The organism is Streptomyces sp. NPDC047072 (assembly GCF_040643855.1).
GTDB lineage: Bacteria > Actinomycetota > Actinomycetes > Streptomycetales > Streptomycetaceae > Streptomyces.
Genome location: NZ_JBEYVC010000002.1, coordinates 125,624 through 147,220, shown reverse-complemented (window position 1 = coordinate 147,220; position 21,597 = coordinate 125,624). Strand labels below are relative to the sequence as shown.

19 protein-coding genes are annotated in these 21,597 nt (G+C 69.9%); 6 read left to right on the top strand and 13 right to left on the bottom strand.

Annotated elements, in window-relative coordinates:
- Nucleotides 1-20: 20 nt before the first annotated feature.
- From ABZ896_RS01645 to ABZ896_RS01610, 8 genes are all read right to left on the bottom strand, one after another.
- On the bottom strand, nt 21-1,628 hold the full coding sequence (locus ABZ896_RS01645; protein WP_360920155.1) for a histidinol-phosphate transaminase: 1,608 nt from the start codon (nt 1,626-1,628) through the stop codon (nt 21-23).
- Nucleotides 1,629-1,792: 164 nt separating this feature from the next.
- Entirely contained in the window at nt 1,793-2,941 is a 1,149-nt protein-coding gene (locus ABZ896_RS01640; RefSeq protein ID WP_360920152.1) for an aldose epimerase family protein, read from the bottom strand.
- A 62-nt stretch (nt 2,942-3,003) separates the two neighbouring features.
- The gene (gene mmsB, locus ABZ896_RS01635) at nt 3,004-4,251 is read right to left on the bottom strand and encodes a multiple monosaccharide ABC transporter permease (RefSeq protein ID WP_360920149.1); all 1,248 of its coding nucleotides are present in this window, start codon (nt 4,249-4,251) and stop codon (nt 3,004-3,006) included.
- The gene (gene mmsA, locus ABZ896_RS01630; protein WP_360920146.1) at nt 4,248-5,798 is read right to left on the bottom strand and encodes a multiple monosaccharide ABC transporter ATP-binding protein; all 1,551 of its coding nucleotides are present in this window, start codon (nt 5,796-5,798) and stop codon (nt 4,248-4,250) included. The genes mmsB and mmsA overlap by 4 nt, the downstream gene beginning before the upstream one ends.
- Nucleotides 5,799-5,830: 32 nt before the next feature.
- Complete coding sequence (gene chvE, locus ABZ896_RS01625; protein WP_360920143.1) at nt 5,831-6,937, bottom strand: multiple monosaccharide ABC transporter substrate-binding protein; 1,107 nt, start codon at nt 6,935-6,937, stop codon at nt 5,831-5,833.
- Between the two features lie 90 nt (nt 6,938-7,027).
- Nucleotides 7,028-7,999 (bottom strand): hypothetical protein, encoded by a 972-nt coding sequence (locus tag ABZ896_RS01620; RefSeq protein WP_360920140.1) that lies wholly within the window; start codon nt 7,997-7,999, stop codon nt 7,028-7,030.
- A gap of 109 nt (nt 8,000-8,108) precedes the next feature.
- A complete protein-coding gene (locus ABZ896_RS01615; protein ID WP_360920137.1) occupies nt 8,109-9,113 on the bottom strand; it encodes an alcohol dehydrogenase catalytic domain-containing protein in 1,005 nt (334 codons plus the stop codon).
- Entirely contained in the window at nt 9,110-10,267 is a 1,158-nt protein-coding gene (locus ABZ896_RS01610) for a mandelate racemase/muconate lactonizing enzyme family protein (RefSeq protein ID WP_360920134.1), read from the bottom strand. Before ABZ896_RS01610 ends, ABZ896_RS01615 begins: the two co-directional genes overlap by 4 nt.
- Nucleotides 10,268-10,501: 234 nt before the next feature.
- Between ABZ896_RS01610 and ABZ896_RS01605 the strand changes: the two genes are divergently transcribed.
- Complete coding sequence (locus ABZ896_RS01605) at nt 10,502-11,509, top strand: hypothetical protein (protein ID WP_360920131.1); 1,008 nt, start codon at nt 10,502-10,504, stop codon at nt 11,507-11,509.
- Between the two features lie 135 nt (nt 11,510-11,644).
- Here the strand turns inward: ABZ896_RS01605 and ABZ896_RS01600 are convergent, their stop codons facing one another.
- Entirely contained in the window at nt 11,645-12,079 is a 435-nt protein-coding gene (locus tag ABZ896_RS01600) for a MarR family transcriptional regulator (RefSeq protein ID WP_360920128.1), read from the bottom strand.
- A 91-nt stretch (nt 12,080-12,170) separates the two neighbouring features.
- On the opposite strand from ABZ896_RS01600, the gene ABZ896_RS01595 reads away from it, so the two are divergent.
- Complete coding sequence (locus tag ABZ896_RS01595) at nt 12,171-13,169, top strand: NADP-dependent oxidoreductase (RefSeq protein ID WP_360920125.1); 999 nt, start codon at nt 12,171-12,173, stop codon at nt 13,167-13,169.
- 57 nt (nt 13,170-13,226) lie between these two features.
- On the opposite strand, the gene ABZ896_RS01590 is transcribed toward ABZ896_RS01595, so the two are convergent.
- Together ABZ896_RS01590 and ABZ896_RS01585 are read right to left on the bottom strand one after the other, a co-directional pair.
- Complete coding sequence (locus ABZ896_RS01590; protein ID WP_360920122.1) at nt 13,227-14,381, bottom strand: serine hydrolase domain-containing protein; 1,155 nt, start codon at nt 14,379-14,381, stop codon at nt 13,227-13,229.
- Between the two features lie 22 nt (nt 14,382-14,403).
- Nucleotides 14,404-16,920 carry a M14 family zinc carboxypeptidase gene (locus ABZ896_RS01585; protein ID WP_360920119.1) on the bottom strand — a complete coding sequence of 839 codons (2,517 nt, stop codon included), beginning with the start codon at nt 16,918-16,920 and terminating at the stop codon, nt 14,404-14,406.
- Between the two features lie 176 nt (nt 16,921-17,096).
- On the opposite strand from ABZ896_RS01585, the gene ABZ896_RS01580 reads away from it, so the two are divergent.
- The 3 genes from ABZ896_RS01580 (at nt 17,097) to ABZ896_RS01570 (ending at nt 19,153) form a co-directional block, all read left to right on the top strand.
- Nucleotides 17,097-17,960 carry a hypothetical protein gene (locus ABZ896_RS01580; RefSeq protein WP_360920116.1) on the top strand — a complete coding sequence of 288 codons (864 nt, stop codon included), beginning with the start codon at nt 17,097-17,099 and terminating at the stop codon, nt 17,958-17,960.
- A gap of 145 nt (nt 17,961-18,105) precedes the next feature.
- Nucleotides 18,106-18,339 carry a hypothetical protein gene (locus ABZ896_RS01575; RefSeq protein WP_360920113.1) on the top strand — a complete coding sequence of 78 codons (234 nt, stop codon included), beginning with the start codon at nt 18,106-18,108 and terminating at the stop codon, nt 18,337-18,339.
- 10 nt (nt 18,340-18,349) lie between these two features.
- Complete coding sequence (locus ABZ896_RS01570; protein ID WP_360920110.1) at nt 18,350-19,153, top strand: EI24 domain-containing protein; 804 nt, start codon at nt 18,350-18,352, stop codon at nt 19,151-19,153.
- Here the strand turns inward: ABZ896_RS01570 and ABZ896_RS01565 are convergent.
- Entirely contained in the window at nt 19,142-20,377 is a 1,236-nt protein-coding gene (locus ABZ896_RS01565; RefSeq protein ID WP_360920107.1) for a pyroglutamyl peptidase, read from the bottom strand. The two genes, ABZ896_RS01570 and ABZ896_RS01565, sit on opposite strands and share 12 nt — an antisense overlap.
- Nucleotides 20,378-20,598: 221 nt before the next feature.
- Here ABZ896_RS01565 and ABZ896_RS01560 point away from each other — a divergent pair, with 221 nt between their 5' ends.
- Nucleotides 20,599-20,928: a YrdB family protein gene (locus ABZ896_RS01560; RefSeq protein WP_360920104.1), complete on the top strand. Its 330-nt coding sequence runs from the start codon at nt 20,599-20,601 to the stop codon at nt 20,926-20,928.
- A 3-nt stretch (nt 20,929-20,931) separates the two neighbouring features.
- On the opposite strand, the gene ABZ896_RS01555 is transcribed toward ABZ896_RS01560, so the two are convergent.
- Nucleotides 20,932-21,513, bottom strand: coding sequence for a TetR/AcrR family transcriptional regulator (locus ABZ896_RS01555; protein ID WP_360920254.1), 582 nt, complete (start codon nt 21,511-21,513; stop codon nt 20,932-20,934).
- Between the last annotated feature and the right edge of the window lie 84 nt (nt 21,514-21,597).

Below are 21,597 nucleotides of genomic sequence, written 5' to 3'. Positions count from 1 at the left end.
CACGCACCCGCAGCCAAAACTCAGCCGACCTGCCCCATCCCCGCCGCATTGGGCCAACTCTGCGCATTGGGCCACCCAGTGGCAGGAGCAGTGGACAGATCCCCAGGCCCGGTAGTCCCCCGAACCTGCGCCGCAGTAAGCCCCCCACGCGCAGGGACCCCCGGCGGCGTGGGCCCCATCGGCGGCGCAGGAGCAGGCATGGGAGCAGGCGCAGGCGCAGGTGCAGGCATCTGCATCGGTACCGGCGCGGGCGCCGGCGCAGCCATCATCGGCGCCGGCGCCGGAACACCCACCGGCTGAACCGCCGGAGGCATGGGCATTCCGGCACCGATACTCTGCGCCGCCGCCGGCATGGGCATACCGACTCCGACGGCCAACCCGCCGGAGGCCATGGCCTGAGCGGCAAGGCCCTGCATGCCCGCACCGTTGGTGGCGCTGACCAACCGGTCCACTGCCGCCGTACCCGAGCTGTAGCTGGTCCCTGTAGCCAGCTCGGGCACGGCGGCTCCCCTCCTGGTCCCGTAGAGCACCTGTTCCAGGCCGGACACCAGGCGACGCACGTCCACCTGGGGGCGCACCACGAGTCGCAGGAAGCGGCTTGACGAACCGATCTTGTTGCCGCACTCGCGGACGAGGATCCGGTGCTCGGTGAGCAGCCGGTCCCTGACCACGGTGCCTTCGGCGCCTACGGGGAGGCGCACGAAGAGGAAGTTCCCCTGCGACGGATAGACCGTGAGGCCGGGGAGGGAGGAGAGCTGGCTCGCCATGTCGAGTCGGTCGCGGCGCACCTGGTGCAGGCTCTGCGCGTACTCGGGGCCGTGCTCCTTGAGCATGAACACCACGTACTCGGCGAAGGCGTTGAGGTTCCACTTCGGCAGCATCGAGCGGACCTTGCCCGCCAGCGAGGGGTTGGCGACCATGTAGCCGAACCGTATGCCGTGCAGGCCGAAGTTCTTGCCGAGGCTGCGCAGCACGATGACGTTCGGCCGGATCATCGCCTCCTGGACGACGCTCGGCTCCTGCTCGGCGTCGGCGAACTCCAGGAAGGACTCGTCGATGACGATGAGGTCCAGGTCGGCCATCGCGTCCATGAACTGCACGAGCGCGTGCTTGTGCAGGAAGCCGCCGTCGGGGTTGTTCGGGTTGCAGATGACGGCGACCCGGGTGCCCCGGGCGCGGATGAACTCGGCGTACTGCGCGAGGTCGAGGGCGAAACCGCTGGACTCCTGGAGCGGGAACATGTCGACCCGCTTGCCGGTCTCCATCGGCTGGTCGGTCCAGCGGCCGAAGGTGGGGACGGGGATGGCGAGGGACTCGCGGACCAGCAAGTGGTCGATCCACGTGATGAGTTCGGTGGAGCCGTTGCCCATCGCCACGGCGGACGGCGGGAGTTGGAGGAGGTTGCAGAGCTCGGCCGTGATGGTGTCGGCGCCGCTGGGGTAGAAGGTGATGATGTCCTTGAGGCGGGCCGCCATCGTTTCCATCATCGCCGGGGTGGGGAAGTAGGGGTTGCAGGGGATACAGAAGTCCACCGGCCCCGTCCCGTCACCGCCCTCGCGCGTCAGCGCCGCCATGGACGGGCTGTGCGCAGCGCCGCTGCGGAACAACGAGGTGACGTTGTCGGCCAATGGAACCTCCGTATGGGGCGGACCCGGTGGGGACGACCCGGGTCCGTCGTCATTGGGTGGCCCGCGCGGGGGAGCACGGGCCGCCCTTACATACGGATACTGGTGTGGCGCTGTTCAGCCGCTGAGAAATCGGTAAGAACTTGTGCACCACCTGTGAAGACGGCTCAGGCGTCGAACGTGTGGATCGTCGTCGTCCGGTACGTCTGCCCGGGCCGCAGCGTCGTCGACGGGAACGACGGGTGGTTCGGTGAGTCCGGGAAGTGCTGCGTCTCCAGGCAGAGCGCGTCGCCCTGACGGTAGGTGTGGCCGGAGGGGCCGACCAGGGTGCCGTCGAGGAAGTTGCCCGAGTAGAACTGGAGCCCGGGCTCGTTGGAGGCGATCTTCAGGGTGCGGCCCGAGTGCGGGTCGCGCAGCGTCGCCACGTGCTCCGGCCTGGCCGTGATCCCCTTGTCGAGGACCCAGTTGTGGTCGAAGCCCTTGGCGGTGACCAGTTGGGGGTGGCCGGTGCGGATGTCCCGGCCGATCGCCTTGCCCTTGCGGAAGTCGAAGGGGGTGCCCGCGACCTTCGCCAGCTCACCGGTCGGGATGAGGCCAGAGTCGGTGGGCGTGTAGCGGGAGGCGGCGATCTTCAGCTCGTGGTCCTCGATGGTGCCGGTGCCCTCGCCGCCGAGGTTCCAGTAGACGTGGCTGGTGAGGTTGACGACGGTGGCCTTGTCGGTGGTGGCCTCGTAGTCGATCCGCCAGTCGCCCTGCTTGGTGAGGGTGTAGGTGACCTTCACCTTGAGGGTGCCGGGGTAGCCCATCTCGCCGTCGACGGACGTGTAGTACAGGTGCAGGCCGACGTCCGAGCCCTTGGTGAACGGCTCGACGTCCCACACCCGCTTGTCGAAGCCCTGGGTGCCGCCGTGCAGGCTGTTGACGCCGTCGTTGACGGAGAGCTGGTAGCTCTTGCCGTCCAGGGTGAACTGCCCCTTGGCGATCCGGTTGCCGTAGCGGCCGATCAGCGCGCCGAAGTACGGGGTCTTGGCGACGTAGTCCTCGATGTTGTCGAAGCCCGCCGAGACGTTGGCGTAGTGGCCCTTGCGGTCCGGGATCTCCAGGGACTGGACGACACCGCCCCAGGACAGGACCTTGAGCCGGGTGCCGCCGTTGGCGAGCGACCAGATGTAGACCTTGGTGCCGTCGGCGAGCGTGCCGAAGAGCTTCTTCGTGGGCTTCTTGCCACTGGAGGCCTCAGCGGTGCCTCCGAGGGTGGTGGCGGCGATTCCCGCGGCCGCGGCACCCGCGATGACCGTGCGTCTGTTCAGTTCCATCTAGCGGCTCCTGTGAAGGAAGCGGGCCCCGCCGGTTGTGCCGACGGGGCCCGAGAGATGTGTTACGAACCGGACTTGCGCTTGTTCCATACGTCGAAGCCGACCGCGGCCAGCAGGGCGAGGCCCTTGATGACCTGTTGCCAGTCGGTGCCGACGCTCAGGAGGTTCATGCCGTTGTTCAGCACACCGAGGACCAGGCCACCGATGATCGCGCCGAGGACGGTTCCCACACCGCCGCTCATGGACGCGCCACCGATGAACGACGAGGCGATCGCCTCGAGTTCGAAGTTCAGGCCCGCCTTCGGGGAGGCCGCGTTCAGACGGGCGGCGACCACCAGACCCGCCAGGGCCGCGAGCACGCCCATGTTCAGGAAGACAAGGAAGGTGACCTTCTTGTCCTTGACGCCGGACAGCTTCGCGGCCGGCAGGTTGCCGCCGATCGCGTAGATGTGCCGGCCGAAGACCGCGTTGCGCATGACGTAGCCGTAGCCGACGACCAGCGCGCCGAGGATGATCAGGATGATCGGGGCGCCCTTGTAGCTGGCGAGCAGCAGCGTCAGCGTGAGGATCGCGGCGGCGATGGCGACGAGCTTGAGCAGGAAGAGGTTGGTGGGCGCGACCTCCAGGGAGAACTCCTTCTGCCGCCCCCGGTCGCGGACCTCCTGCCACACCACGGACGCCAGCAGGACGAGGCCCAGCAGCAGCGTGAGGTTGTGGTAGTTGGTGTCCGGACCGACCTCCGGCAGGAAGCCGTTGCCCATCTTCTGCAGACCGTCGGGGAACGGGCCGAGGGTCTGGCCCTCCAGGAACATCTCCGTCAGACCGCGGAAGATCAGCATGCCCGCGAGGGTGACGATGAAGGAGGGGATGCCGAAGTACGCGATCATGTACCCCTGTGCCGCGCCGGCGACCGCGCCGATGGCCAGGCACAGCAGCAGCGCGAGCGGCCACGCCACACCGTGCTGCACGGTCAGTACGGCCGCGAAGGCGCCCGTGAACGCGGTCAGCGAACCGACCGAGAGGTCGATGTGGCCCGCGATGATCACCAGCATCATGCCGATCGCGAGGATCAGGATGTAGCTGTTCTGCAGCACCAGGTTGGAGACGTTGCGCGGCAGCAGCAGGTCGCCGCCGGTCCACACCTGGAACAGCACGATGAGCAGGCCGAGCGCGATCAGCATGCCGTACTGGCGCATGTTGCGGCGCAGCCCGTTCAGCACCAGGTGCAGCAGGCCCTCTCCCGAGGACGAGCCTGAGCCCTTGCCCGGCGGCGCGGCGGCCGGGACCTTGTCCGTCACATCGGTGCTCATCGCGTTACCTCTTTGTCCTTCGTCATCTGGCGCATCAGCACTTCCTGCGTGGCCTCGGCCCGCGAGAACTCACCCGTGAGCCGTCCGGCGGCCATGGTGTAGATGCGGTCGCACATGCCGAGCAGCTCGGGCAGCTCGGAGGAGATGAAGACGACCGCCTTGCCCTGCGCGGCCAGCTGGTCGATGACCGTGTAGATCTCGAACTTGGCACCGACGTCGATGCCGCGCGTGGGTTCGTCCAGGATCAGCACCTCGGGACCCGCGAAGATCCACTTGCTGAGGACGACCTTCTGCTGGTTGCCGCCGGACAGCTTGCCCACCGGCTCGAAGACGGTCGGCGCCTTGATGTTCATGGACTTGCGGAAGCCCTCGGCGACCTTCCGCTCCTCCTGCTCGTCGACCACGCCCCGCTTCGCGACCTTGCTCAGCGCGGTGAGCGAGATGTTCCGGTTGATGGTGTCGATGAGGTTGAGGCCGTAGTGCTTGCGGTCCTCGGTGACATAGGCGATGCCGTGCTCGACCGCCTCGGAGACGGTCCGGGTCCGGATCTCCTTGCCGTCCTTGAGGACCGTACCGGCCGCGTGCCGGCCGTAGGTGCGCCCGAAGACGCTCATCGCGAGTTCGGTGCGGCCCGCGCCCATCAGGCCCGCGATGCCGACGATCTCGCCGCGCTTGACGTTGATCGACACGTCGTCGACGACCTTGCGCTGCTGGTCGATCGGGTGGTGGACGGTCCAGTCCCGGATCTCCAGCGCGGGCGCCGAGCCCACTTCGCCCTCGTAGTGCGTGCGCTCGGGGAAGCGGTGGTCGAGGTCGCGGCCCACCATGCCGGAGATGATCCGGTCCTCGGTCGTCTCCTTCGCCTTCACGTCGAGCGTCTCGATGGTCCGCCCGTCGCGCAGGATCGTCACCGAGTCGGCGACCTTGCGGATCTCGTTGAGCTTGTGGGAGATGATGATCGAGGTGATGCCCTGGTTCTTCAACTCCAGGATCAGATCGAGGAGTTTGTCGCTGTCCTCGTCGTTGAGCGCCGCCGTCGGCTCGTCCAGGATCAGCAGCTTCACCTTCTTCGACAGCGCCTTCGCGATCTCCACCAGCTGCTGCTTGCCCACGCCGATGTCGGCGACGCGGGTCTCCGGGTGGTCGTCGAGACCGACCCGGCGCAGCAGTTGGGTGGCGTGCCGCAGGGTCTCCCGCCAGTCGATGAACCCGCCCCTGGCGTGCTCGTTGCCGAGGAAGATGTTCTCCGCGAGGGAGAGGTACGGCGACAGCGCCAGTTCCTGGTGGATGATGACGATGCCGTGGTGCTCGCTGGCCCGGATGTCCTTGAAGGAGCAGAGCTCCCCCTCGAAGAGGATGTCCCCCTCGTAACTGCCGTGCGGATGGACGCCGGAGAGCACCTTCATCAAGGTGGACTTCCCGGCGCCGTTCTCACCGCAGATGGCGTGGACCTCGCCCTGGCGGACGGTCAGGGTGACGTCCGACAGCGCTTTGACACCGGGAAAGGTCTTGACGATCGAGCGCATTTCCAGGACGGGTCCCGCCATGGTCGTGCCTTCCAATCAGTAGGTGACGGCGCTTACTTGAGCTGGTCGGCCGTGTAGTAGCCGCCGTCCACCAGGACCTTCTCGTAGTTGGACTTGTCGACGCTCACCGGCTGCAGCAGGTAGGCGGGGACGACCTTGGTGCCGTTGTTGTACGACTTGGTGTCGTTGATCTCGGGGTCCTTGCCGTTGAGGGCGGAGTCGACCATGTTGGTCGCGACCTCGGCGAGCTTGCGCAGGTCCTTGTAGACCGTCTGCGACTGCTGCCCCGCCATGATCGACTTCACCGAGGCGAGTTCGGCGTCCTGGCCGGTGATGACCGGCAGGGGCTTGGCCTTGGTGCCGTAGCCGTCGGACTTCAGGGCGGCGATGATGCCGATGGAGATGCCGTCGTACGGCGAGAGGACCGCGTCGACCCGGCCGCTGGTGTACGTGGAGGTGAGCGTGTCCTCCATGCGCTTCTGGGCGGTGGCGGGGTCCCAGCGCAACGTGGTGACCTGGGTCATCGCGGTCTGGCCGGACTTGACGACGAGCTTCTTGCTGTCGATGTACGGCTGGAGCACGCTCATCGCGCCGTTGAAGAAGTACTTGGTGTTGTTGTCGTCGTTGGAGCCGGCGAACAGCTCGATGTTGAAGGGGCCCTTGCCGGCCGCGAGGCCCAGCTTGTCGACGATGTACTGGCCCTGGAGCCTGCCGACCTTCTCGTTGTCGAAGGACGCGTAGTAGTCGACGTTCTTCGTGCCGAGGATCAGGCGGTCGTAGGAGATGACCGGGATCTTGGCGTCGGCGGCCTGCTGGAGGACGTTGTTCAGGGACTTGTTGTCGATGGCGGCGATGACCAGCGCCTTGACGCCCTGGGTGATCAGGTTCTCGATCTGCGAGACCTGCTGGTCCGGGTCGTCCTCGCCGAAGACCAGCTTGGTCTTGTAGCCCTTGGCCTGGAGGTCCTTCTCGACGTTGGCGCCGTCGGTGATCCAGCGCTCGGAGGACTTCGTCGGCATCGCGATGCCGATGGTGCCGCCCTTGGCGCTGCCGGTCGCCTCGTCGCTGCCGCCCTCGCTGCTCTGACCGCAGGCGGTCAGGGTCAGCGCCAGACAGGCGGAGGAGGCTATGAGGGAGAGTGCGGCTCGACGCGTACGCATGATCATCATCCTTGATGTCGTGACCGGGAAGAGGTGTGTGGGATTGTGTGTGGCTGCGTCTGCTTCTGTGAAGAGGCGTGGCCCGGAACGTTATGAGGGCGTTTCGAACCGGCGCAGTGCGCCCGGCAGTCGGGAGCCGAGCGGCGCCATCTCGCCGTCCGCGCCGTGCCGTTGAAGCAGATCGAGGGCGAGCCGCCCGCGCCGCACCCGTTCCCGGGCCGTGCTCAGGGTCAGGTCGCGCATGTGGTGGCCGTACGGGTAGATCCCGGGGGCCTTGGACAGGCCGAACTTCAGGTACAGCGGCGCGCCGCGCCTGATCAGTTCGGCGACCTCGTACATCCGCACATAACCGCCGAGGTCGTCGGGGGCCTCGATGTACATGTCCATCGGGGCCGCCGACACCCGCCGGATCTCCGTGAGGTGATCGAGCGTCAGATCGCTGGGCACGTTGATGGAGTCGGCGCCCAGGTTCTCGTACACCGCGAACGCGGCCGGGTTGACCGGTCCGACGAGCGCGCTCAGCTTCAGGGTGGTGTCGGCCGGGATGATCCCGGCGGCCCGCGCCCGGTGCAGCGTCCACAGCACGCCCTCGTCGGCGACGAGGAGGCACTGGACGCCCAACTCCGTTGCCCGGACGGCGTCTTCGACACAGCCGGCCACGGCGTCGTGGCCGCGGGCCCTGAGGCCCCCGCCGCGCGAGTCGGTGCGGACCGAGCCGCCGATGTCCCAGGTGCCGCGCGGGCCGGTGAACAGGCAGAGCTCGATGTCGCGTTCGCCCGTCGCCTCGACCATCTCGGTGATCTCGGCGTCGGTCAGCATCCACACACCGCTGCCCTGGCTGATGCGGTGGATCGGCACGTCGAGCCGCGAGGCCTCCTTGAGGACGACGGCCAGCGCTTCGGGGCCCTCGCAGGAGGGGATCTCGGTGCGCCAGCGGCCACCGCCGGGGAAGGTGTGCGGCGAGGCGTCGGCGGGGTCGAGGGCGGGCGCGCCGAGGCCGAGCGCGCTGAGCGCCTGCTCTCCGGGCCTGCGGGCCGCCGTGGCGGAAGCGTCGGTCGTCACAAGGTGTCCTTTGTGTTCGATATTTCGGACAAGGTTCGCGGCCTGAGTCGTGCGGGGCTTTGGGGTACGCCGGTACGGGGTGGTCAGGTCACCCCGTACCGGCGTACGTCTAGGGGCGGAGCAGTACCTTGCCCACCTTGGGATCACCGGACCCGACCAGCTCGATCGCCTCCGGGAACTTCTCCAGCGGCAGCTCGTGGGTGACCAGCGGCAGCGGGTCCAGCAACCCGGCGCCGAAGACCCGCACGGTGTGCGCCCAGGCGTCCGGCGGCGCCCCGAACACGGTGTGCACCTCCAGCTGCCGTACGACGAGATCCGTCGGGTCCAGGCCCTCGGCGCCCGGCGCCGGGATGCCCGTCAGCACCAGCCGTCCGCCGCGCCTGAGCAGGGAGGCGGCGGTGCGGGCGGCGGACGCGGACCCGGCGGTCTCGATGACGACGTCGAAGTCGTCGGGGAGCTCCTGGTCCCGGGTCCGGAAGTCGCTCGCGCCGAAAGCTTTCGAAAGCTCCGCCCGATCGGGCCGGGTCCCTACCACCAGCAGCTCGGCGGGTGATCCCGCCTTCAGGAACTGAACGGCGAACATCCCGAGCGTCCCGGTGCCCACGACGGCCACCCGCTCGCCGGGAACGGCGTTCGCCTTGAGCGCGGCGGCCGCGATACAGGCGGCCGGCTCCAGCAGGGCGGCGGCCGTCAGGTCCGCGTCGTCGGGCAGGACATGGAGAAGACGCGCAGGCAGCGTGAGCGTGGTGGCCATCGCGCCCGGCTGGGTGAACCCGGTCTCCTCGTAGCCGGAGGTGCACAGTGTCGTCTCGCCCGCGTGACAGCGGTCGCACACCTGGCAGTTGCGGAAGCCCTCGCCGACGACCTTGCGGCCGACGAGACTTGAAGGCACTCCGGTCCCCACCGCCTCGACCGTCCCGGACCACTCATGGCCCGGTGTGAGGGGGTAACGGACGTACCCCTCGGGCCGGTTGCCCTGGTAGACCTCGCGGTCGCTGCCGCAGATGCCGACGGCGTGCACGCGCACCAGCGCCTCGCCCGCCTCCGGCTGCCGGGGGTCGTGCGGGTCCAGGCGATGCTCGCCCGGCGCCTCGATGACGACTCGTGTGGTCACTTGGAGCCCTTCGGCTTGCGCTGCTCCCAGCCTTCGGCCCACAGGTCGAACCGGGCCTGCTGCTGCGGGAACTCCGCCGCCGCGTCCACGTCCAGCTCGACACCGAGACCCGGCGCGTCGGAGAGGTGGAAGTAGCCGTCCACGACCTCGGGCGCCCCCTTGACGACCTTCTTGATCTCCGCGTCCGCGAAGTCGTTGAAGTGCTCCAGGATCTTGAAGTTGGGGGCGGTGAAGCCGACCTGGAGGGAGGCCGCGGTCAGCACCGGTCCGCCGACGTTGTGCGGGGCGACCAGCACGTAGTGGGTCTCGGCGGTGGCGGCGAGCTTGCGGGTCTCCCAGATGCCGCCGATGTGGCCGACGTCCGGCTGGATGATGTCGACGGCCTGGCTCTCGAAGAGCTCGCGGAACTCGATCCGGTCGTGGATGCGCTCACCCGTGGCGACCGGGATGTCGACCTTGGCGGCGACCTTCTCCAGCGCCTTCAGGTTCTCCGGCGGGCAGGGCTCCTCCAGCCACGCGGGCTTGAAGGGGGCCAGCTCCTTGGCCAGCCGCACCGCGGTGGCGGGGGAGAAGCGGCCGTGCATCTCCAGCATCAGCTCGGCGTCCGGGCCGATGGCGTCCCGGACGGCCTCGATGAGGGAGACGGCGTACAGGCTCTGCTCGTGGTCCAGCTCGAAGTGGCCGGTGCCGAAGGGGTCGATCTTGAGCGCCCGGTACCCGCGCTCCATGACCCCCTGGGCGGCCTTGTGGTACGCCTCGGGCGTGCGCTCGGTGGTGTACCAGCCGTTGGCGTACGCCTTGACCTTGTCGGTGACCCTGCCGCCCAGGAGCTGCCAGACCGGCACCCCGAGGGCCTTGCCCTTGATGTCCCAGCAGGCCATCTCGATGACGGCGATGCCGGACATCACGATCTCGCCGGCCCGGCCGTAGTCGCCGTACTTCATCCTCTTGACGAGGTCCTCGACAGCGAACGGGTCGGATCCGAGAATGTGGTTGGCCTCGGCCTCCCGCAGGTAGCCGATCAGCGCGTCCGTGTGGCCCAGCATCCGGGTCTCGCCGACTCCGGTGACACCTTCGTCGGTGTGGACCTGGACGTAGGTCAGGTTGCGCCACGGCGTCCCGACCACGTGTGTGCTGATTCCGGTGATGCGCACGGCGGTTGCCCCTCGTTGCTTCGTCGGCTCAGTGACGTGTGTTCGAAATTTCGTCACACGTTCGAAATGCTGGCGTGACAGTAAGGACGGGGTGGCAGGAGTGTCAATGGGTCGAACGCATAACGGTTTCGACACTGCTTTCGGTGCGGTTTTCGCGGACGGGGGAGTTCCGCACACAACTTTCACACCGTGACTATGAAAGCTACCGGTCAGGAACCTTAATCTTCCCGCGTCATGGACTACTGCCACCCGTGCCGACGGCACCTCAACGGCGCCCTCGCATGCCCGGGGTGCGGCACCTCCGCCGAAACGCTGCGCGCGTACGCGGCCCACCCGTATGTGCCCGCGCAGGCGGTGCCGGTGCCGGTCGGGGCTCCTGTGGGCGCGTACGACGCGTACGGGGCCGCGGGACAGTACGGCGACGGCGCCTACGCCGGAGGCGCTCAGACGGCCGCTCCCGGGGCGTACGACGGGTACGCCACGGAGACCGCCGTGTACGGCCACGAGATCGTCCCGTACACGGGCGTGCCCGAGCAGCGCGGGGCGGTGCAGACTCAGGGCTCGGAGAGCCGCGAGGGTGCCCAGGAGCACGAGGATGCCCAGGGCTACGAGGACACCCCTGGCGGCGACGGCTCCGCGGGCCCTGGCGACGGCGGCCGGGGCGGTGACGGCGGTCGCGGTGGCGGTGGTGACGGCCACGGCGGTCACGACGGCGGCGACGATCACGACGACTACGACGACGAGGACCCGGACGGCTCGGACGACCCCACCGCGGGTGCGAGCAGACGCGATCGCAAAGCCGCGGCCCACCGCAGACGCCGTCGCAGAACCCTCCTGATAGCCGCCGGCTTCGTCCTCGCGGCGGGCGGCCTCAGCCTCGCCGAACTCGGCATGGACGCGCCGGGCAGCTCCCCCAAGCCGGCGTCGGCGGGCGACGAGTCGCCGGACGGCGACACCACGTCGACCCCGAGCGGCTCCGCCTCACCCGTCTCCGACCCGAGCGGAATCGTTCCGTCGGCCTCTTCCGGCGGGGAACCCTCGAAGTCCCCGTCCCCCTCCGCGTCGAAGTCCGAGGACGCGGACAAGGTGACCGCCACGAAGACTCCTCAGTCGGCCTCGACGTCCTCGCGTCCGACACCGACCACGGGCAGCACCCCCACCACCACCCCGACCTCGGCCTCCCCGACCCCGGAGCCCTCCCCGTCGGAAACGTGCACACAGTTCCTGTGGTGGTGCAGCTAAGAATTTCGCATCTGTGAAGTACGCGGGGCTGGATCACACCTAGGGGCGCGGGGCTGTGTGAATATGCGGCTCCGCCGCGTGGGCGCGACCAGCCACGACGGCGCCGCAGACGATCACGGCCCCCGCAGCGGAGCGCTACGCGTCCAGCATGCGCCGCAGCATGTCCCGAAGGGACTCCCGCTCCCCCTTCGACAGCCCGGCCAGCGGCTCCCGGGCGAACCGCAGCCCCTCCCGCAGCCCGCGCGCGACCCGGCGCCCTTCGTCCGTCGCCGCCGCCACCTTCACCCGCCGGTCCGCGGGATCCGGCCGCCGCTCCACGAGCCCCCGCGCCTCCAGCCGGTCCACGATCCCCGTGACGTTCGACGGCTCGCACTTCAGCTTCTGCGCGAGCTTGCGCATGGGCAGCGGCTCCAGGGAGAGAAGACTCAGCAGTCGCGCCTGTGCCCCGGTCAGCGTGTGCTCCGCGGCCGCGTCCTCGTAGTCCGCGTAGAACCGGGCCACCACGTCGCCGATCAGCTCGACGACCTCCATGGTCAGCGCGTCGGGTCGGGTTGTGTGAGGTGTGGGCATGGTCTCCAGGGTACCCCGTTACTTGACAACATGAAATATTCAGGAGCATGGTTGTTTCAGGTACTGAAGTAAATGGAAAGGTCCAGGCATCATGACGAACCGCGAATGGCACCTCCTCTCCCGCCCGGTCGGCTGGCCCAAGCCCGAGGACTTCGCCCTGGTCGAAGCCGAGGTCCCGACCGCTCGTGAGGGCCAGGTAGTGGTCCGCAACAAGTACCTCTCGGTCGACCCGTACATGCGCGGCCGGATGAGCGCCGCCAAGTCGTACGTCGCCCCCTTCGAGCTCGGCAAGGTCATGCAGGGCGGCGCGGTCGGCGAGGTGATCGAGTCCAACGCCGAGGGCATCGCCGTCGGCGACCACGTCCTGCACTTCCTCGGCTGGCGCGAGTTCGCCGCGGTGGACGCGAAGAACGCCGTCAAGGTCGACGCGGAGGCCGCGCCGCTGTCGACGTACCTCGGCGTCCTCGGCATGACCGGCCTCACCGCCTACGCGGGCCTGCTGCGCACCGCCTCCTTCAAGGAGGGCGACTCGGTCTTCGTCTCCGGCGCCGCGGGTGCCGTCGGCAGCCAGGTCGGCCAGATCGCCAAGCTCAAGGGCGCCTCCCGGGTCATCGGCTCGGCCGGCTCGGACGAGAAGGTCAAACTGCTCGTCGAGGAGTACGGCTTCGACGCCGCGTTCAACTACAAGAGCGGCAAGGTCAGCGAGCTGCTGCGCGAGGCGGCCCCGGACGGCGTCGACGTCTACTTCGACAACGTCGGCGGGGACCACCTGGAGGCCGCGATCGGCTCCCTCAACGAGGGCGGCCGGATCGCGGTGTGCGGCATGATCTCCGTCTACAACAACACCGAGCCGGCGCCCGGCCCGCGCAACCTCGCCCGGCTGATCCAGACCCGCGGCCGCATCCAGGGCTTCCTGGTCGGCGACCACTACGACCTCCAGCGGGAGTTCGTCTCCGAGGTCGGCCCCTGGGTCGCCTCCGGACAGCTGAAGTACCGCGAGACGGTCGTCGAGGGCATCGAGAACAACCTGGAGGCGTTCCTCGGGGTCCTGCGCGGCGACAACACGGGCAAGATGATCGTCAAGCTCTGACCGACGCAAGCCGATGGAGGCCGTACCCCCGGACGTGGGGTGCGGCCTCCTGCCGTGTCAGCCCGTGGCCAGCGCCGCCCGGTGCGCCGCCCGGACGAACCGGTCGTTCTCCGGGGCCGCGCCGCCCGGGTAGGCCATCCGGCGCCGGGTGTAGCCGTAGGCCAGGCCGCTGCGCGGGTCCGCGAAAGCCTGCGAGCCGCCCGCCCCGCTGTGCCCGAAGGCGCCCGCGCCGAGGTACGGGTGCCAGGCGGCGGCCGTGGCCTGGAAGCCGAGCCCGAACGCCTTGTGCGTCCGCGCCACCAGGTCGTAGCCGGCCGAGTGGATCTGGCCGACCTCCGCGATGGTGTCCGGCTTCAGCAGCGGGGGCCGCTCGCCCCGGTCGCTGATCGCCGCCGCGTACATCCCGGCCAGCCCCCGCGCCGCCGCCACCCCGCCCGCCGACGCCGGCCCCTTGGCGCGTACGGCACGGGAGTTGGCGTAGTCCACCATCGTCCCGGGGGCCGGCACATGCTGGTTGAAGGCGATCGCGGTCAGTGTGTGCGGGCCGGTCGGCGCCGCGTCCAGCTCGACCTGCTGGGTGGGCGTGGGCACCATCGGCTGCACCGGACGGTAGCGGGGCTCCAGGGCCGCGGGCAGGCCCAGATGGAAGTCCAGGCCGTACGGGACCCGGATCCGTTCCTCGTACACCTCCTGGAGGGTGCGGCCCGTCGCCCGCCGGACGATCTCGCCGGTGAGCGCGCCGATGACGAGCGCGTGGTAGCCGAAGGCGGTACCCGGACGCCAGAACGGCCTCTGGTCCGCGAGGCGTTCGGCCACCGCCCGGTCGTCGGCCAGTTCGTCGGCGGAGAAGCCCGCGTCCAGGCCCACCACCCCCGCCCGGTGGGCGAGCAGATCACGCAGGGTCAGCTGGCCCTTGCCCTCGGCGCCGAACTCCGGCCAGTAGTAGGTCACTTTGCGGTCCAGCTCCAGGGTGCCCTCCTGGACGAGGAGCGCGACCACCAGATGGGCGGCGCCCTTGGTGGACGAGAACACGCCGTACAGGGAGTCCGGTCCGACCCCCTCCCCGGCCCACAGGTCGACGACCTGCCTGCCGTGCACGAACGCACTCAACTGCCCCTCGTAATCAGGACGTTCGCCCGCCACGAAGGCGGCGAACTCCTCACGCACGGCTTCGAAGCCGTCCGCGACCCTCCCGTGGATCTCCTGCGTCATCCGCTCTCCTCGATGTCAGACGTCAGCCGCTGCTCGCGTGCGCCATGGTGAACAATGCCCGCCCGACCTGGGTGAACTCCCCCTTCGGATGATCCCTGAAGAGAGGCTCCGTGCCGAACAGGACGGCCTGCGGGCCGCTGACGACCGAGGCCTGCCCGGCCGCCGCCGACGGACCGCCGGAGCCGTCCGCAAGCGGTCGCCAGTGCCCGGAGACGAGCGGATCGCCGCTCGCGTACGACTGCTCCACCCGGACCCCCGGGCCGAGATCCGTGAACCAGACGGGTGCGTAGACGAAGCCGTGATCGGGGGCACCGGCCATCACCGGACCCGAATTCGCCACGCGCACCACGCCGTTGGCGTCCCCGTTGCCCTCCACCGCCTTCACGGCGAGCAGCCCTGTGGCCGTGCCCAGCGCGGCACCGTCCGACCCCCGCCCGACGAGCCCGTGCCCGGCCGCGAGGAAGGCGTCCAGGGCGGTGCGGGCGTCCGCGGTGAGCGCGCTGCGGTCCAGGCCGGTCGACACGAACAGCACGTCCACCGCCGACCAGTCGAAACCGGCGTTCAGGACGGCCGTGGAGACCGGCGTGACCTCGAAGTTCATCTCCCTGAGCGCGAACAGCTCGCCCGGGGTGACGGCGGCGGCGACGCGGGTGCGGTGGAGTGTGGTGGTGCCGGTCTCCTCTGTCCTGTCGAACACCACGTCGTACGTACGGGCCGCCTGCCGCGCCCGCTCCCGCGCCGACCCCGGCACGATCGCACCGCCATCGGCTGATCGGCGTACCGGAACCCCTTGCCGGAGCAGGGAGTTGAGCGCCGCGATCTCCTGCGGGTCGGAAAGCCGCAGCCGCAGGTCGCCGTGGTCGGCGACCCGGCCGACGGCCGTCGCCTCCTCAACTGCCCTCAGCGGTACGCCCTTCAGGCTCCCGGACGTCACCGGCGTGACCGTGGCCCCCCACAGCCGGCCCAGGCTCCAGCCCGAGATGTCGTACATCACCGAGACCTTGTCGCTGATGTCCCGCCCGTCCGCGAGCAGCACGTTCGCGAGGCCACGCTTGGGCTGGCGCATGTCGACGACGTACGAGCCCTTCGCGTACGAGCGTCCGCCGAGCCGGAAGTCGCGGGTGGCGCGGGAGACTTGGACATCGTTGGCGAGGAGGTGGCCGACGAGCCGGGCGGCGGCGGTGGTCCCTGCCGGGATCACGTATGCCCGCGGGAACTCGGTCGTGTAGACGTCCTCCGGCCCGATCCCCGGCACGGTCTTCGCGCTCACCGGCACCTGGGCCGCGCCCGCCGCTCCCCGCCGGAACACCTCGATCTGGTCGGCGATCAGCGAAGTCCTCTTCGCCTGCACGAAGTTGAGCGTGGCTCTCAGAGCCGCACCGGCGACGTCCACGTTGATCGCGGACCGGCGGCGCAACTCCTCGACGGGCAGCGAGTTGTACGCGCTGTTGTTCACGGCCAGCGGGATCTCCACCGTGTGAGCGGCGACCGTGCCGTGGAAGGCCGCGTACTGCGGGGTGAAGATCGGCGGCCAGTCGTCCCAGCCCTCCTCCTGGTCCCGGAAAGGGATCTGCGCGGGCTGCACCCCGTCCTTCGCGGGCGTGTAGCCGAGGCCGTTGACGGCGGCCTCCATGCCGAGCGCGTTGGCGTAGGTGTTCTTGAGGAACAGGTCGTACTCGTAGTTCTCGCCGTGCGGGGGAGTGGTGGGCTCGATCAGCGTGCCGTTGACGTAGCCGTGCAGGTCGAGCATGACGGCCGGCTGCTTGTCGATCTCGATCTGCCGCATCGCCCGCGTCTCGGGCTGCGAGGCGGTGACGAAGTCCCGGTTCAGATCGAAGCCGTTGGCGTTCGGGCGGGTGCCGGCGATCCGGCCGTCCGGGTTGGCGGTGATGTTGAAGTAGAGCCGGGAGTGGGCGAGAAGGTCTTTTGTGCGACCGTCCTCGGCTGTGGCGAGCCGCTCGATGAGCTTCAGGGAGGCGTCCGTGCCCTCCCACTCGTTGCCGTGGATGTTGTTGTTGAAGAAGACCGGTGCCTTGTAACCCGCCTTGATCTCGCGGGACTTGGCGGCCGTCGCGGGCGCGTTCTCGATGAGCTCGCGCATCCGCTCCTGGGCCCGGGTCTGCGGGGCGGTCTCCGAGGCGGTCACGGTGACCAGATAGAGCCGGTGCCCGCCCGCCGACCGGCCCGCGACCTCCACGCTGACCCGGTCGCCCAGCCGCTGGAGGGCGTTCAGCTTCGGCGCGATCGCGTGGTACGGGGTGAGGCCGAGCTTGATCGACCGGTCCGCCGGGTTCTCCGGGTCGGGGGTCAGCACCTGCTCGCGCGGATAGCCGCGGCCGGTGTCCGTGAAGGCGGTGGTGGCGGCGGTGAGCGCCCGCCGGGCGGCGCTCTCCGGACTCCGGGCGAGGCCCTGGTCGCCCGCTCTCTCACGGGTGACGGGCTTCGGGTCGGCGTTCGCGCTCGACGGGGTGAGCAGCAGCGCGAGCGCCAGGGCGGTGAACAGGACGGGTCTCGCAGGAACGGTTCTCGTGGTGGGCACGCGTACCTCCTCCGGGGCTTCCTGAGATCGGTACGGCGAGGTGTACCTGTTCGACTCAACCGCAACAAGAGGGAGTTCGTGTCGCGGATGCCCCGGATGGCCCATCTCGGGCGTCCGGACGGGGCATGCTGGGGTCACCGGAACCGGGCGGCGAGCGAGCCACACAGGAGAGGCCCATGGCGACGATCCCTTCGCTCCCCAGCAGGGACGACGTACTGCGCATGGCACGGAACACCACCGACATCACCGGCCAACTCCTCGACACGGCCGGGAACATCACCAGGATCGCGCTCAACACCTTCGACCCGCGCGACGGTTCCGGCACCGAGGTGCTGCGCATCCTGCGCGAGACGACCGCCGAGCTGGCCGAGGCGAGCGCGTCCCCGCAGGCCCAGGAGGCGTTCTACCGGATCGTCGAGACCCTGACCCGGCTCGGCACGACCGGCGCCCCGCTCGCCGTGCACCCGGTCAGCGCACCGGCCCAGGCGCTGCTCGCGGCGGTCGGCGACAGCCTGCTGCCGGTGCTGGACGCGGTGGAACCGGCCGTCGAGGAGTTCGCCGCGGCCCTCGGCGAGCTGGTCGAGGCGGGCTCACCGCTGCTGCCCGCCGCGGCGGGGCTGGCCGCGGGGACCCTGCTCGCGTTGACCCCGCTGCTGCGGGCCGCGACGGAGGTGCTGCACGACTCGACGCCGGAGCTGCGCCGGATCGCCGACGCGCTGACCGCGGCGCTGGCCCCGCTGATGCCGCTCCAGGTGGCGCTGGCCGAGCGGGTGGCGGCCGCCGGTTCCGGGGTCGTCCGCGCGGCCCTCCCGCCGCTGGCCGACCTCACGGACGCGGCGGCGGCCACGGCGAAGGCGGCCCGCCCGGTCCTCGTCGCCGGCGAGGAACTCCTCGTCTCCGGCCTGGAACAGCTCCAGCCCGCGCTGCTCGCGGCGGCCACGAGGGCGGGCCTGGTGGCCCGGGCGGTGGCGGTCCGCGTCTCGGCGGCGGTGTCTCCGACGGCGGAACGGGGTGTGGTGGTGGCGGTGACGCCCGTGTGAGCGGTGACGCCCGTGTGAGCGGTGACCCCCTGTATGAGCGGTGACCGCCGTATGGACGGCGTCTCCCGTATGAGCGGTGCCCCCTGTATGAACCGGGAGGCCACCTGGACTTGCGGTCCGAGCAGGCACTGCACGGAGCGTGAGGATGGCGGGATCGCGGCGGGTGACGCTCACCGACGTGGCCGCGGCGAGCGGTGTGTCGCGGGCCATCGCCGGTCCACCACGGCCGCTCCGCCCCCGAGGCACCCGCCAAATCCTCGACGCGATCGCGCCGCGCGCGGTGCTCCGGCTCGGCGAGACCTACCTCGCGAATCGACGTGACGACCACGCGATTCGACGTGACCGGCACCCGAAGATCGCTGTGACCGTCACCCGATAGGGTTCGGGTCATGCGCGATCTCGGGGCGGGGTTCCACTATCTCCTCAAGGGCCAACGATGGATGGCCGGGCACGGCAGGCAGTACGGCTTCGGCCTGATCCCGGGCCTGATCACCCTGGTCCTGTACGTGGCGGCCCTCGTGGCGCTGGCCCTGTGGGGCGGGGACCTGGTCGGCTGGGCGACGCCCTTCGCCGACGACTGGTCGAGCCCCTGGCAGGGCCTGTTCCGCGGTTTCCTGACGGCGGTCCTGTTCGCGCTCGGGCTCCTGCTGTCGGTGCTGACCTTCACCGCGATGACGCTCCTCCTCGGCCAGCCCTTCTACGAGAACCTCTCCGAGAAGGTCGACCGGGACGTCTCCCCGGACGGCACCGCCCCCGAGTCCGGCCTGCCGCTCTGGCGCGACCTGTGGATCTCGGCGCGGGACAGCCTGCGCATCCTGGTCCGCGCGCTGCTCTGGGCGGTCCTGCTCTTCGCGCTCGGCTTCCTCCCCGTCGTCGGCCAGACGGCGGTGCCGGTCCTCGGCTTCTTCGTCACGGGCTTCTTCCTCACCGAGGAACTGACCTCGGTCGCCCTCCAACGCCGAGGCATCGAACTCCGAGCCCGCCTCACCCTCCTGCGCTCCCGCAAACGCCTCGTCTGGGGCTTCGGCACCCCCCTCGGCCTCGCCTTCCTGATCCCCTTCGTAGCGGTCTTCCTGATGCCGGGCGCGGTGGCGGGCGCGACGCTGATGGCACGGGAACTGCTGGGCGAGGAGACGGAGGGGGAGGAGACGGCGGCCGAGGGGGAGGTTGTCTCCGGCGAGCTAGACGGCTGATTCCACCGCCACCCTCAGAATCGCCCGCACCTGCCCGATGATGTCCAGCCGGTTCCGCACGAACTCCGGGTCCGTGATCTCACTCGTGTTCCCGGCCCCGAACTCCAGCACCGGCGTGTGCACATGCCCACCCGGCAACGAGTCGTGCAGCCCGAGCCGGTCCCGCAACAGCGTGGCCCGGTAGGCGATCTCGTTGGACAGGTAGTTCCCCCCGCCCCCGGCTCGCGCGGTGGACCCCGCCGTAGGCCCGTCCGGCCGCACGACCGCGGTCGTCCCGCCCGCCGGGATCTCCGTCACGCTCGTGTTGTCGTAGACCGGGAACCGCCCGGTGTCAGCGGCCACAATCGCCGCGTACGGCAGGGTCGTTGAAGTCCATTGCGGCTGCGACGCCGGATCCACGACCGGCACCGTCTCCGTCACCCCGACGTTGTCGTTGTCCGGAAACCCGCCCCGCCAGGCCCCGTTGGTCCGCTCCACGTCGAACCGCCCGACCCGCCCCTGACTCACGGTCGTGAAGAGATCCGCCTTCTTCAGATACGGCCGCAGCGCCCGCTCGACGCTCCCGTCCGTGAAGTCCCGCCACCGCACCGGAAAGACGACGGTCTCCACCCGGGCCGGCCCCTCCGCCGTCGAGATCACCGTCCCGTCGAGCGCGAGCGCCGTCGCCCCCGACGGGTTGGAGATCCGTATGTCCCGGTCGAGCGTGAAGGGGTCGAACCCGGTCACCAGCACCCGCTTCAGCCCGTGCCCCGCCGGATACCGCACCGCGGTCTGCCCCCGCGAGGTCCGCTCCAACGCGTCGAGCAGCGCGGCCCGTTGCTTCTCCGACAGCCCGAACGACGGCTCCCAGGTGCGCACTTCACGCGTCATCCCGAGCCGCGCCCAGTACAGCGGCCGGTCGTCGTCCCGGCTCAGATCACCCCCGGCCGGCCCCCGCCCCTGCGCCCGGTCCACGGCCCGCCGCCACAGCGCGGACCCCTGCCGTACGACGGCCTCCCGGGCCTCGCCGTAGGACCGCACCTTGTCCAGCGCGTCGGTGAGACGCGGTGCCACGGCGTCGAAGCCGGACCGCCGCAGGATCTCCTGGGGTACGGCCTTGTCGAGCCGCTGCTCCTCGACGGTGGGGGTGGGCGCGGCCGCGGCCGATGCCGAGACGCTGGGCGCCGCGCAGCCGACGAGCAGGGTCAGTCCTAGGATGCCGATCCGAACACGCAGGGATCTCAAGGGAGTTCAGGTCCTTCCGGTCGCTGTGGGGCGCGAGAGTCGCGGACGGCGGCAGTATGACCTGCCGGAAGTGGTCTACGCCATGGGGAGTAACAGCCGCCGCAGCCGCCCGCCGCCCACGTCCCGCAGCACCGCCAACTCCCGCACGGCCGCGTGCAGTTCGCCCTGATCGAGGTCGAGGTCGTGGCGGCCGTATCCGCCCGCGGGTGATACTGCCGTCCATGAAGGCGGCCAACCTGGTGGTTCTGTTCCTCGTCGAGCTCGGTGCCCTTGCGGGGGCCGCCACTTGGGGCTTCACCCGGGACGTGGCCACCCCTCTGGCCTGGCTGCTCGGCATCGCCGCCCCCGGCCTCCTCGTCGCGCTGTGGGCGCTGTTCGGGGCCCGCAAGGCGCCGTACAAGACACGTGGTGCCGTCCGTGTCGGCTTCGAGGCGCTGTGGTTCGGGGCGGGGGTGCTCGCGCTGCTCGCCGCCGGTGACACCGCCGGGGCGGTCACGCTCGCCGTTCTCGTCGTGGTGAGCAAGTCGCTCGCGGTGCTCTGGGACCAGTGACGGTCAGTCCAGCCGTTCGCCCAGCAGGAGCAGGAAGTCCCGGAACGCGCCCGGCATGTCCACCGACTCGGGGTCCAGGAGCCACTGGTACTGGAGGCCGTCCATCACCGCGACCATCAGGGGTGCCGTGCGTTCGGGGGTCAGGCCGTTGGGGAGGCGGTCGCCGTACTCGGCGCGCAGGACCTCCGCCATCGAGGCGCGCACCCGCAGATAGCGCTCGGTGAAGAACTCCCGCGCCGGATGCCCCTCCGTCACGCTCTCGCCGAGCAGCGCCGAGAAGGTCTGGATGATCGCGGGTCGCATCGCGTTGTACTCCACCAGCGAGGCGAGCAGGTCCACCCGCCAGGTGCCGCCGGGCACCGCGTCCCACTTGTCCCGCTCCTCCAGCACCGCGACCAGCAGCGCCTCCTTCGTCGGGAAGTGGTGCAGCAGCCCCTGCTGGGTCAGCCCCACCCGCTCCGCGACCGCGGCGAGACTCGCCCCCCGGTAACCGCGCTCGGCGATGACCTCCAGCGCCGCCCGGACGATCTCGGCCCGGCGTTCCTCGCTCCTGGTCCTCGCACCCATGGCGTCACCGTACGGCATCCGCATGAGGCAAATGTTACGGCAGGATAACGAAACCTACCGCTCTACAGGTAACGGGTGCACGATGAGGGGACTGCACGGACC